Source organism: Nocardia sp. NPDC004415 (assembly GCF_053602435.1).
Genome location: NZ_JBSGDP010000015.1, coordinates 38801 through 50543 on the forward strand (window position 1 = coordinate 38801; position 11743 = coordinate 50543).

11 protein-coding genes, 1 tRNA gene and 1 pseudogene are annotated in these 11743 nt (G+C 67.9%); 3 read left to right on the forward strand and 10 right to left on the reverse strand.

The genetic code is table 11. From position 1 onward, the window contains the following. Nucleotides 1-48: 48 nt before the first annotated feature. The 7 genes and pseudogenes from ACWEMY_RS10045 to ACWEMY_RS10075 form a co-directional block, all read right to left on the reverse strand. Nucleotides 49-744, reverse strand: coding sequence for an ABC transporter ATP-binding protein (locus tag ACWEMY_RS10045; RefSeq protein ID WP_452389744.1), 696 nt, complete (start codon nt 742-744; stop codon nt 49-51). 183 nt (nt 745-927) lie between these two features. Beyond that, nucleotides 928-1836, reverse strand: a pseudogene (locus ACWEMY_RS10050) (ABC transporter ATP-binding protein); the annotation flags it as partial. Further along, the gene (locus ACWEMY_RS10055; protein WP_452389697.1) at nt 1833-3248 is read right to left on the reverse strand and encodes a branched-chain amino acid ABC transporter permease; all 1416 of its coding nucleotides are present in this window, start codon (nt 3246-3248) and stop codon (nt 1833-1835) included. The pseudogene ACWEMY_RS10050 and the gene ACWEMY_RS10055, both read right to left, overlap by 4 nt. After that, nucleotides 3245-4282, reverse strand: a complete 1038-nt coding sequence (locus ACWEMY_RS10060) for a branched-chain amino acid ABC transporter permease (RefSeq protein ID WP_375938175.1) — start codon at nt 4280-4282, stop codon at nt 3245-3247. Before ACWEMY_RS10060 ends, ACWEMY_RS10055 begins: the two co-directional genes overlap by 4 nt. Before the next feature lie 70 nt (nt 4283-4352). Continuing rightward, complete coding sequence (locus ACWEMY_RS10065; protein ID WP_375938172.1) at nt 4353-5510, reverse strand: branched-chain amino acid ABC transporter substrate-binding protein; 1158 nt, start codon at nt 5508-5510, stop codon at nt 4353-4355. Between the two features lie 276 nt (nt 5511-5786). Beyond that, on the reverse strand, nt 5787-6404 hold the full coding sequence (locus ACWEMY_RS10070; protein ID WP_375938170.1) for an ANTAR domain-containing response regulator: 618 nt from the start codon (nt 6402-6404) through the stop codon (nt 5787-5789). Nucleotides 6405-6574: 170 nt separating this feature from the next. Next, nucleotides 6575-6661: transfer RNA gene (locus ACWEMY_RS10075), tRNA-Leu, on the reverse strand. Nucleotides 6662-6777: 116 nt separating this feature from the next. On the opposite strand from ACWEMY_RS10075, the gene ACWEMY_RS10080 reads away from it, so the two are divergent. From ACWEMY_RS10080 to ACWEMY_RS10090, 3 genes are all read left to right on the forward strand, one after another. Continuing rightward, nucleotides 6778-7281: a phenylacetaldoxime dehydratase family protein gene (locus ACWEMY_RS10080; RefSeq protein ID WP_452389698.1), complete on the forward strand. Its 504-nt coding sequence runs from the start codon at nt 6778-6780 to the stop codon at nt 7279-7281. Between the two features lie 186 nt (nt 7282-7467). Then, complete coding sequence (locus ACWEMY_RS10085) at nt 7468-8085, forward strand: arsenate reductase/protein-tyrosine-phosphatase family protein (protein ID WP_375938164.1); 618 nt, start codon at nt 7468-7470, stop codon at nt 8083-8085. 94 nt (nt 8086-8179) lie between these two features. Next, complete coding sequence (locus ACWEMY_RS10090; RefSeq protein WP_452389699.1) at nt 8180-8590, forward strand: hypothetical protein; 411 nt, start codon at nt 8180-8182, stop codon at nt 8588-8590. A gap of 6 nt (nt 8591-8596) precedes the next feature. Here ACWEMY_RS10090 and ACWEMY_RS10095 read toward each other — a convergent pair whose 3' ends face one another. The 3 genes from ACWEMY_RS10095 to ACWEMY_RS10105 all read right to left on the reverse strand — a co-directional run bounded on the left by ACWEMY_RS10095 (nt 8597) and on the right by ACWEMY_RS10105 (nt 11743). Next, nucleotides 8597-9505 (reverse strand): acyl-CoA thioesterase, encoded by a 909-nt coding sequence (locus ACWEMY_RS10095; protein ID WP_375938158.1) that lies wholly within the window; start codon nt 9503-9505, stop codon nt 8597-8599. A 2-nt stretch (nt 9506-9507) separates the two neighbouring features. Beyond that, on the reverse strand, nt 9508-10926 hold the full coding sequence (gene pyk, locus ACWEMY_RS10100) for a pyruvate kinase (RefSeq protein ID WP_375938155.1): 1419 nt from the start codon (nt 10924-10926) through the stop codon (nt 9508-9510). 145 nt (nt 10927-11071) lie between these two features. Continuing rightward, nucleotides 11072-11743: an amino acid ABC transporter permease gene (locus tag ACWEMY_RS10105; RefSeq protein ID WP_452389700.1), complete on the reverse strand. Its 672-nt coding sequence runs from the start codon at nt 11741-11743 to the stop codon at nt 11072-11074.

An 11743-nucleotide genomic window follows, 5' to 3' on the forward strand; every position in this document is an offset into this window, starting at 1 on the left:
CCGGCCCCGCACTCACACGGAGCGCGGGGCCGGGTGACGGGCAGCTGGTCAGTCGGCGCCGAGATAGGCGGACATGACCGCGGGGTCGGTGAGCAGGTCCGCACCCGCGCCGGACTTGGTGACCTCGCCGGTTTCCAGGATGTAGGCGCGGTCGCTGCGGGTCAGCGCCTGCTGGGCGTTCTGTTCGACGAGCAGGACCGTGGTGCCCTGGCGATTGATCTCGCTGATGATCCGGAAGATCTGCTGGATCACCATCGGCGCCAGACCCATGGACGGCTCGTCGAGCAGCAGCAGTTTCGGGCGGGCCATCAGGGCCCGGCCGATGGCCAGCATCTGCTGTTCACCGCCGGAGAGCGTGCCGCCGACCTGTTTGCGCCGTTCGGCCAGGCGCGGGAACAGCTCGAAGATCCAGTCCAGGGTCTGCTGGTATTCGGCCTTCTGCGCGAAGGGCCTGCCGTAGCAGCCCATGTCGAGGTTCTCCAGCACCGTCATGCCGGGGAACACCCCGCGCCCTTCCGGCGACTGGATGAGCCCTTCGACCACCCGGTCGTGGGCCTTCATCGCGGTGATGTCCTTGCCCTGGAACAAGATCCGGCCCGAGGTCAGCGGCAGCAGCCCGGACAGCGCCCGCATGGTGGTGGTCTTGCCCGCGCCGTTGGCGCCGAGCAGGGTGACCAGCTCCCCCGGCGACACCGACAGCGAGATCCCGTGCAGCGCTTCGATCCGGCCGTAATTGACGACCATGTCCCGCACCTCGAGCAGCGGCTCGGGACCGGCGACGGCGACCTCGTCGACCTGCTCGTCGGCCTGCTCCACCACCACCGTGGCGGGCGAGGCCCCGGCCGCGGCGGCGTCGGCGGCCTCCTCACGGACCTCGGCCACGGTGTCGGCGTCGGGGACACCCAGGTAGGCCGCGATCACCGCCGGGTCCTCGCGGACCTCGGCGGGCAGCCCGTCGGCGATCTTGCGGCCGAACTCGAGCACCACGATCCGGTCGGTGACGCCCATGACCAGGCGCATGTCGTGCTCGATCAGCAGCACGGTGTAGCCGTCGTCGCGGATCTTGCGGATCAGCTCCATGAGCGCGGACTTCTCGCTCGGGTTGAAGCCGGCGGCCGGCTCGTCCAGGCACAGCAGTTTGGGCTCGGTGGCCAGCGCGCGGGCGATCTCGAGCCGCCGCTGGTCACCGTAGGAGAGGTTGCGGGCCTTCTCCACCGCGCGCGGGGCGATGCCGACGAATTCCAGCAGCGCCATGCCGCGTTCGATGGCGTCGCGTTCCTCCCTGCGATGCTTCGGGGTGCGCAGGATGGCACCGGGCACCGAGGTGGTGTGCCGGGCGTCGGTGCCGACCACCACGTTCTCCAGCGCGGTCATCTCGCCGAACAGGCGCACGTTCTGAAAGGTGCGCGCGATGCCGAGGCGGGTGATCTCGTTGCGCTTGGTCTTGGCCAGCGGCCTGCCGTCGAAGTGCACGCTGCCCGCGGCGGGCTTGTAGACGCCGGTGATGGCGTTGAAGCAGGTGGTCTTGCCCGCGCCGTTGGGGCCGATCAGGCCGAGGATCTCGCCGCGGCGGATCTCGAAACTCACCCCGTCCAGGGCGGTCAGGCCGCCGAACTTCACCGTCAGCCCGTCGGTGCGCAGCAGCGGCTCGCCGACGGCGGTCTCGATGTCGCGGTGCGGGGCGACCACATCGGCGACGGTCTCGGCGTCGGCGAGTTCGGGCAGGACCGCGGTGAGGTCGACCTCACCGGCCGGTTCGACCTCCGGCGCGGGCTTGTACCCGGCCTTCATGTCCTCGTTGTCGTACAGCGCGTCCCCTGCGCCCGGCCCCGTCATCGCCCTGCTCCGATCGGTTCGGCCGCCGGCTTGCGCACGACCGCCTGGTATACCTGCCTGCCGTAGGTGAGCAGTTTCTGACGCACCGGGAACAGACCCTGTGGCCGCAGAATCATCATCACCACCAGGGCGATGCCGAAGTAGAAGTACTTCAGGTCGCCGAGGGTCTGCGCGCCGCCCTTGCGGAACAGCAGCACGCTGCCTGCCAGCAGCAGCCCGAAGACCACCGCGACGATCGACACCGTGATCACGCCCCGCCTGACCCACACGCCGAGCGTGTCGCCGCGCCACCGCCACAGCAGCCACAGCCCGATCAGCACCGCGACGTCGAGGGCCAGCAGCAGATAGCCCGTCGACTCGCTGGACACCAGCTGCACCGACTGCAACCGCATCGGCAGATACGCGATGAGGAAGGCACCGACGATGACGCCGAGTTTGTTGCCCGAGCCGCCGAGCACGACCGCGCACAGGAACAGCATCGACAGGATGATGTCGAACTGCTTGGGGTTCACATAGGTGACCTGACCGGCGTACATGGCGCCGGACAGGCCGCCGACGGAGGCGCCGATCACGAAGGCCCACAGCTTGAACTTGAAGGTCGGCACGCCCATGATCTCGGCGGCGTCCTCGTCCTCGCGGATCGCGACCCAGGAGCGGCCGACCCGGCTGCGCTCGAGATTGCCGATGATCAGCAGCACCACCACGACCAGCACCATGCCCAGCCAGAACCACCAGGTGCCGCTGTTGGCGTGCTCGAGCGGGTTCTTGCTGTCGGGATCGCCGAGATTGCCCGGGGAGAACACGCCACCGGGATGGGTCTCGGACTCGCCGACCTCCGGGTAGGCGACCTTGGACAGGCCCAGGCTGCCGTTGGTCAGCTCGTCGAGATTGTCGGCCATCAGGCGCACGATCTCACCGAAGCCCAGCGTCACGATCGCCAGATAGTCGCCGCGCACGCGCAGTGTCGGGGCTCCGAGGATCAGACCGGCGACGGCGGTGAGCGCCACTGCGATGGGCAGGCAGGCCAGCCAGGCCCAGCTGGGTTCGAGCCAGCCGCCGTCGGTCTGGTTCCACGGGCTGTTCGGGCTGGTCAGCAGGGCCACGGTGTAGGCGCCGACGGCGTAGAAGCCGACATAGCCGAGGTCGAGCAGGCCGGCCTGGCCGACCACGACATTGAGGCCGATGGCGATCAGCGCGTACATCGCGAACTGCGCCATCACGCCGCCGAAGCTCACCCCGGGGGTGTCGATCAGCGGCGGGGTGTAGATGGGCAGCAGCGCCAGCGCGAGCAGGATCGGTACGCCGACCGCCCACTGACCGGGGCGCGAGAGTCCGTCCCACCAGGTGCGGATCGCGTCGCCGAGGCCGCGCCGCGGCGGTGTCGTCGCCGTGTTCTTCGTCAGGTCGGTCATGCGCGGGCCCTCCCCAGGCTCTCGCCGAGGATGCCGGTCGGCCGGAACATCAGCACGGTCACCAGCAGCACGAAGGCGACCACGTCACGCCATTCGTTGCCGAACAGGATCTGGCCGTACTGCTCGGCCACACCCAGGAGCATGCCGCCCAGCAGCGCGCCGCGCAGGTTGCCGATACCGCCGAGCACCGCGGCGCTGAAGGCCTTGATACCGAGGATGAAGCCACCGGAGAAGATGATGCCGGTGGGGATGTAGAGCGTGTAGAGCATCGCGGCGGCACCGGCCAGCAGGCCGCCGATGAGGAAGGTCAGCACGATCACCCGTTCCCGCGAGACACCCATCAGGGTGGCGGTGTCGGGGTCCTGGGCCACCGCGCGGATGGCCCGGCCGAATTTCGTGCGGTTGATGAGGATCTCGGTGGTGATCGCGAGCACGATGGCCGCGGCGAAGATCACCAGCGCCACATTGGTGACCGGCGCGCCGAGAAAGGTGAACTGCACCTTCGGTTCCACCAGCCGGATACCGGTCTGCGCGTTGGAACCGCCGAGCCCGGGCTTGATCTTGGGCAGGATGTAGTGCACGAACTCCTGGATCACGAACGACATGCCGATCGCGGTGATCAGGAAGGCCAGCGGCTTGGCGCCGCGCCTGCGCAGCGGCCGGTAGGCGACCCGTTCCAGGCCGATCGCGGCGATGCCCGAGACCAGCATGCCGAACAGCATCGCCACGCCCAGATACATCACCGTCAGCAGCACGCCCTGGGAGTAGGCGTTACCGCTGGGGGCGAAGCCGAGCAGCTCGAGGCCCACATAGGTGCCGAACATGCCGAGCATGAAGATCTCGGAATGGGCGAAGTTGATCAGCCGCAGCACACCGTAGACCAGGGTGTAGCCGACGGCGACCAGGGCGTAGATCGAACCGTAGGTCAGACCGTCCACGGTCAGTTTCCAGAACTGGTCGATCACGCCGGAAACGTTGAAATCGATGGACCCCTCGGCCAACAGGGTCACACCGAGCGATGCCGCTGATGTCATGGTTTCTCTCGCGTCGGGCGAACGGTGCGCGTGGCCTCACCACGCGCACCGCTCCACACTCTCGAAGGGACTACTTGACCTCGTACATCCAGATCTGGATGTTGGCCAGCTCGCCGGTCTCGCCCCACTTGTACTCACGGGCGACACCGGTGCCGGTGTAGTTGCGGACGTAGTCGACCAGCTCGGCGCGGGTCACCTTGCCCGAGTCGATCCCCTTGAGCAGGATCGTGGTCAGGTCGTAGCCCTCGACGGAGTAGACGCCGGGCGCCTGGCCGTTGAGTGCCTTGTACTCCGAGGCGAACTCGTCGGGCGCCGGGCTGCACGGGCACGACAGCAGCGCGCCCTTGGACGAGGCACCGGCCTGGCGGACGAACTCGGGATCGTTGCTGCCGTCGGCGGAGACGAAGGTGGCGTTCACGCCGCCGGAGCGCAGCTGCTGCACGAACGGCGCGGCCTCGGCGTAGTACCCGGCGTAGAAGATGGCGTCGGGGGCGGCGGCCGAGAGCTTCGACACCGCGGCGGAGAAGTCCTTGTCACCTTCCTTGACGCTGACCGCGCAGGACGCGTCGGCGGCCGGACCGGCGGCGGTGAGGAACGCCTGCGCCAGACCGGCACCGTAGTCGGTGTTGTCCTGCACGACGCAGATCTTCTTGAAGCCCTTCTCTCCGGTCAGATAGTTGGCCACGGCCGGGCCCTGCGAGTTGTCGTTGCCCAGGCCGCGGAAGAAGGTCTTCCAGCCGTTCTGGGTCAGCGTGGGGTTGGTGGCCGAGGCGGTCAGCGTGGGCATGCCCGCCTCGCTGAGGATCTGGCCGGTGGCCTTGGTCTCCCCGGAGAAGGTGGGGCCGATCAGGCCGATGATGCTGGGATCGCTGACGATGGTGGGGATCACCTGCGTCGCGATCTGCGGCTTGCCCTCGGTGTCGAACTGCTTGACCTGGACCTGACAATCCGGGTTGGCCTTGTTGTGCTGGTCGAGTGCGAGCTTGACGCCGTTGATGATGTTGATGCCGAGCGCGGCGTTGCCACCGGTCAGCGGACCCGCCATCGCGATGGTCTGCGGTGCGCACTTGGCCTTGCCGTCACCGGCCGGGTCGGCGGCGGCTCCCGCGTCGGTCTGGGCCACGGCCTTGCCCTCGGTGTCGAGCTGGACCACCGACTGGATCGAGAGATCGGTGTTGCCGCCACCGCCGCCGTCGGACGACTTGTCGCTGCATCCGGACAACACCAACGACGCGGCAGCTCCGATAACCAGAACTCCCCGCGTCGAACGACTGCGCCATGTCGAACTGAGCACGTCTCACCTCTATGTCCTGTGCTCCTCGGGTCCACCGAGGGGGCCGACCACGTTCAGCCCGGACAGAACATATCGCCGGATTGTTAGATCCGCATCACATTCGCATCATGTCGGATGCTTCGTGTCCAGTCGTAGTTCCCTTTATTGTTTCGCTTACGTAAAGTTTTCCGGCTTTCGCGCACGCGGGCCGGATTGCTCACGTTCCGAGCGTCACTGGGGGGTGAGGTTCTCCAGCACGACTTCGGCGACCGCCTTCATGGTGGTGCGCCGATCCATCGCGGTGCGCTGAATCCATTTGAACGCCTGCGGTTCCGAGAGGCCCTGCGTCTGCATCAGCACACCCTTGGCGCGCTCGACGAGCTTGCGCGTCTCCAGGCGATCCGACAGATTCGCGACTTCGGTTTCCAGCGCGGCGATTTCGTGGAAGCGGCTGGCCGCCAGTTCGATCGCGGGGACCAGATCGGATTTGGTGAACGGCTTCACCAGGTAGGCCATGGCCCCTGCGTCGCGCGCCCGCTCGACCAGGTCGCGCTGGCTGAACGCGGTCAGGATCACCACGGGCGCAACACGTTTCGTCGCGATCTCGGCGGCGGCGTCGATCCCGTCGCGGCGCGGCATCTTGACGTCCATGATCACCAGATCCGGACGCAGCTCCTCGGCCAGTTCCACGGCCTGTTGCCCGTCGCCCGCTTCCCCGACGACGTCGTAGCCCTCTTCCTTGAGCATCTCCACCAGGTCCATGCGGATCAGGGCTTCGTCCTCGGCGACGACGACGCGCTTGGCGACTGCCTCACGCGCTGTGCCCGCGCCCCCTGCATTCGTGCTCATAGGTACGACCCCTCTGGATTTCCGATGCCGATGTAAAGAGTACCTTTCGTTTCCGCGCACAATGCCGCGAGCTGCGCAGAAACCGCGGGTGAACGCGAGTGCGAGGACATCGCGCGGGCCCCGCGACAGATACTCCCCCGCGGAGCGCGGCCGATGCCGCGCTTCCGCCGTGGTGCCGAGTGTGGGACTCGAACCCACACGTCCTTTCGGACAACGGTTTTTGAGACCGTCGCGTCTGCCAGTTCCGCCAACCCGGCGCACCGCGGTCACTATAGCGTCTCGGCGCGCCGTGGCGCGAACCGCCGTCGAACCGGAACGGCCGCCACACCGTAGTACCAGGAAAGCCTCCCGGCGGAAGGGCACGAACATGCGCGTGAGCAGGACCACGGTCGACCTCGACGCCTACCCCGACCTGGTGATGATCCTGCTGGGTATGCGGGTGCGCACCCCGCGTGGCGTGCTGCGCCTGCTCGGCGTGGGACCCAAGCTCTACCGCTCGCACGCCGACCGCCCCGACGGCCTGCTGCTGCACGAGGACGTGGTCTGGTCGATGCTGCCGCCGCACTGGGGCGCGCGGCAGTACTGGCGCGATCTGGACTCGCTCGAGCGCTGGACCCGCTCGGACCCGCACCGGCAGTGGTGGCGGCAGTTCCTGCGTGATTCCGGCGGCACCGGCTTCTGGCACGAGGCGTATTTCCGCCGCGGCGGCATCGACGCGGTCTACGACGACATGAGCACCCCGGCCGGGCTGGCCCGCTTCGCCCCGGTGGTGCCCGCGCGCGGGGCGATGTTCTCCACCCGCGGCCGCGTGCACGGCACCGATCCCGCGGTGGCCCCGGTGGTCCCGGAATCGGATTATTACCCGACCGCCGAGTGACGATCGACACAGAAACTCCACGCGGTTTCCGATCACTATCTCGTGGGTATCACGGTCACACACAATATATTTCCGCGTCGTGATTCGTGTACGGAATTCAACCGAAAGGTGAATAGACAGTTCCGCGTCTGTGATGGTTGCACCGTAGGTCTACTCACCGACAATCGAGCCGTTTACGGTGTCGGTATGCACGTGCTGTTCGTCTGCAACTCCAATGTCTGCCGGTCGGTGATCGCCGAACGGCTCACGTGGGCGTTCGCGGCGGACAACGGCCTGTCCGGGCTCACCGCGGAGAGCGCGGGCACCCGCGCGCTGGTGGGATTTCCGGCCGAACCGCTGGCCGCGGAAACCATCGTGGGATTGGGTGGCGAACTCGGCGGATTCACCGCCCGCAAACTGCGCCCGGAGATGGTCGATCGCGCCGATCTGGTGCTCACCATGACCGAATCGCTGCGCGAACAGGTCACCGCATTGTCCTTCGGTGTGGCCGCGCGGACTTTCACCCTGCCCGAGGCCCATCGCATCGCCAAGGTCACCGGCGCGAAATCCATTGCCGCGCTGCACCGGGCGCGCAACGACCTGGCCTATGTCGGCCGGGAGAACATCGCCGACCCGATCGGGCTGTCCCCGCAGGCCTTCGTCGAGGTCGGTGACCGGATCGCCGAATCGCTGTTCCCGCTGCTGGCCGCGCTGGCACCGCACCACCGCGCCGAGGACACCGCGCAGGCGCCCCCGGGACTGGTGATCACCCCCGACCACGCTCCCCCGCTGTCCACCTTTCTGGCCGCCCAGCGCAGGCACTGACGCGAAGGGCTGTTCGCCGGGGCCGCACAGGGATTAGACTGCGGCGCGGACGTGCTGTTCTCCCTGCTGGTTCGACACACGACAGGACTCAGACATGCCGAAACGCATTTCGGATGTTTCGCTCCATGTGTATGTGACACCGGACGTGCTCGACCGCATCGTCGCCGGCATCCGCACGGTCGTCGATGACCACATCCAGGACCGTGAGGTCTTCGCCTGGCGGTTCACGCTGCCCGTCGACGCCACCGATCCCGTACACAGTGAGCTCGAATCACAGTGGCGCGGAACGCATCCCGGCCGCCCGTCGGCCGGCGAGGCCACCTACGAGATCGCCCTGAGCCTGGTCGGTGAACCCGCCGAGCTCACCGACGCCGACACCGCCCACCTCGAACACGGCCTGACCGGGACGGTGGACGACGTGGCACCGGACCACGCCGTACCCTTCCGGCTGCGCGCGCACCAGCGCACCGACCGCGCGCTGGAATTGAACTACGGCCGCCGCTGAGCGGGCTCAGCGCGCCGGGAAGTGCCGGATGACACCTTCCTGCACCGTGGTGGCGATCAGCTCGCCGCCGCGCGAATAGAACCGGCCCGTCGCCAGGCCGCGCGAGCCCGCCGCCACCGGTGATTCGGTGGCATAGAGCGTCCAGTCGTCGAAGCGGAACGGGCGGTGGAACCAGATCGAGTGGTTCACCGTGGCCGCGAGGATGCGGTCCAGGCCCCACGAGAGCCCGTGGGTGGTGATGATCGAGTCGAGCACCGTGGTGTCGGAGGAATAGCCCAGCGCCGCCACGTGCAGCAGCGGATCGTCGGGCAGCGCGCCGTCGGTGCGCATCCAGACCCGGTTGTGGTTGAGCTTCTCGCCGGTGCCCTTGAGGATCCACGCCGGATCGTTGGTGTAGCGCATGTCGATCGGGTGCGGGGCGTTGATGAACATCTCCAGCTTGTCCTCGAAGCCGGCGAAGCTCTCCTCGATCCGGGGCAGCGTCTCCGGATCGGGCACCTCGGGGCCCTCGTGGGCGTGCTCGAGGCCCTTGCCCCAGTCCTGGAACGCGGCCAGCATGACGAACAGTTCCTGCCCGTCCTGGCTGGCGGTGACCGTGCGGTTGGCCAGCGCGCGGCCGTCGCGGTGGCGCTGCACGTGGTACTCGATCGGCTTCTTCACATCGCCGCCACGGACGAAGTGCGCGTTGATCGCGTGCAGCGGCCGCTCGCCCGCGGTGCGTCCGGCAGCGACGATGGCCTGCGACACCAGCTGACCGCCGAAGGTGCGGCTCCACACCTTCTCGGGATGGTTGCCGAGGAACACGTCCTCGCCGATCGATTCCAGGTCGAGCAGGTCGAGCAGGACCCGCAGATCGGGCGACTGCTCTCCGGGCCCTGTCTCGACCTCGACCGATCCGCCTGCCGAACTACTCACGACTAGTGGTCCTCCTCGCCGATGCGATGAACGTGGATCAGGTTGGTGGACCCGACGGTACCCGGCGGGGAACCGGCCACGATGACGACCAGGTCGCCCTTGCGGTACCGGTCCATCGACAGCAGCGCCTGGTCGACCTGGTGGATCATCGCGTCGGTGGAGTCCACCATCGGCACGATGAAGGTCTCGGTGCCCCAGGTCAGCGTCAGCTGGCTGCGCACCTCCGGCAGCGGGGTGAACGCCAGCAGCGGCAGCGGGGTGTGCAGGCGGGCCAGGCGGCGCACGGTGTCACCGGACTGGGTGAAGGCCACCAGCGCCTTGGCGTTGAGGCGCTCGCCGATGTCGCGGGCGGCGTAGGAGATCACGCCGCGCTTGGTGCGCGGCACGTGGGTCAGCGGGGGCACCCGGTGGGTCTCGGACTCCACCGCGGTGACGATGCGGCTCATCGTGCGCACCGCGTCGATCGGCCAGGCGCCGACCGAGGTCTCCCCCGAGAGCATCACCGCGTCGGCACCGTCGAGCACCGCGTTGGCCACATCGGAGGCCTCGGCGCGGGTCGGGCGGGAGTTCTCGATCATCGACTCGAGCATCTGGGTGGCCACGATGACCGGCTTGGCGTTCTCGCGCGCCATCTGGATCGCGCGCTTCTGCACCAGCGGCACCTGCTCGAGCGGCAGCTCGACACCGAGGTCGCCGCGGGCGACCATCACCGCGTCGAAGGCCAGCACGATCGCCTCGAGGTTGTCGATGGCCTCGGGCTTCTCCAGCTTGGCGATCACCGGCACGCGGCGCCCGACGCGGTCCATCACGTCGTGGACCAGCTCGATGTCGGACGGCGAGCGCACGAACGACAGGGCGATGAAGTCCACGCCCAGCTTCAGCGCGAACTCGAGGTCCTCGATGTCCTTGCCCGACAGCGCGGGCACCGACACGTTCATGCCGGGCAGCGACAGGCCCTTGTTGTTGCTGACCGGGCCGCCCTCGGTGACCCGGCACACCACGTCGTTGCCCTCGATGGCCTCGACGGTGAGGCCGACCTTGCCGTCGTCGACGAGCAGCCGGTCACCGGCCTTGGCGTCGGTGGCGAGTTCCTTGTAGGTGGTCGAGACCCGGTCGTGGGTGCCCTCGACGTCGTCGACGGTGATCCGCACCTGCTGGCCGTTGGCCCATTCGGTGCGGCCCTCGGCGAAGCGCCCGAGCCGGATCTTGGGGCCCTGCAGGTCGGCCAGGATGCCGACCGCGCGGCCGGTCTCGTCCGAGGCCGCGCGGACCATCTTGTAGTTGTCGGCGTGGTCGGCGTGGTCGCCGTGGCTGAAGTTGAGCCGGGCTACATCCATGCCGCTTTCGACGAGCTCACGAATACGGTCCTGGGAGGCCGTGGCCGGTCCGAGGGTGCACACAATCTTCGTCCGTCGCATCACGCACTAGAGCCTAGCTGTTCCGCCTCTCCGCGGATTTTCACCGGTCGGTGGGCGGTGGCCTGCTTGCGCGCCGGACCGGCGGAAATCGAAGTGACCAGGGCCGGGCGTTCCCGATGAGTTACCCATGTGTTCACGAAATCAGTTGTCACCGAACAGCTACGTGGCGAGACAGGCGCGTCTCGAGGCGGGTCTGGCCGACGCCGAGGATCAGGCAGATGACCCAGTAGTAGAGGGCGGCGACGCCGTAGAGGGCGAAGAAGTCGAAGGTGGGGGCGGCGGCGAGCTGGGCGGTGCGCAGCAGTTCGGTGACCAGGATGGTCGAGGCCAGCGAGGTGTCCTTGACCAGCGAGATCAGCGTGTTCGACAGCGGCGGCACCGCGATCCGGGCGGCCTGCGGGAACACCACGTAGCCCAGCGTCTGCGGATGGGTCATGCCCAGCGATTCGGCCGCCTCCCACTGACCGTGCGCGACGCTCAGGATCGCCGAGCGCACCACCTCCGCGGCGTACCCGCCGACATTGAGGCTGAAGGCGATGACCGCCGCCGGGAACGGCTCGATGACGATCCCGAACTGCGGCAGCGCGTAGAACACGATGAACAGCTGCACCAGCAGCGGGGTGCCGCGGATGATCGAGATGTAGAACCGGGCGGGCAGTTCGAGCACCCGCCGCGGCGACATCCTGGCCAGCGCGACACCCACCGCGATGGCCAGGCCGAGCACGAAACTGATCGCGGTGAGCGGCAGCGTCATGGTCACCGTGGCCTTCAGCATCGGCCACAGGTTGTGCCAGATCAGCTCCCTGGTCGCGGAATCCAT

Coding starts and splice junctions, on each gene's coding strand:
- ACWEMY_RS10045 (WP_452389744.1), bottom strand. CDS start 744: ATGGTCGTCAATTACGGCCGGATCGAAGCGCTGCACGGGATCTCGCTG.
- ACWEMY_RS10055 (WP_452389697.1), bottom strand. CDS start 3,248: ATGACCGACCTGACGAAGAACACGGCGACGACACCGCCGCGGCGCGGC.
- ACWEMY_RS10060 (WP_375938175.1), bottom strand. CDS start 4,282: ATGACATCAGCGGCATCGCTCGGTGTGACCCTGTTGGCCGAGGGGTCC.
- ACWEMY_RS10070 (WP_375938170.1), bottom strand. CDS start 6,404: ATGAGCACGAATGCAGGGGGCGCGGGCACAGCGCGTGAGGCAGTCGCC.
- ACWEMY_RS10085 (WP_375938164.1), top strand. CDS start 7,468: ATGCACGTGCTGTTCGTCTGCAACTCCAATGTCTGCCGGTCGGTGATC.
- ACWEMY_RS10090 (WP_452389699.1), top strand. CDS start 8,180: ATGCCGAAACGCATTTCGGATGTTTCGCTCCATGTGTATGTGACACCG.
- ACWEMY_RS10105 (WP_452389700.1), bottom strand. CDS start 11,743: ATGGATTCCGCGACCAGGGAGCTGATCTGGCACAACCTGTGGCCGATG.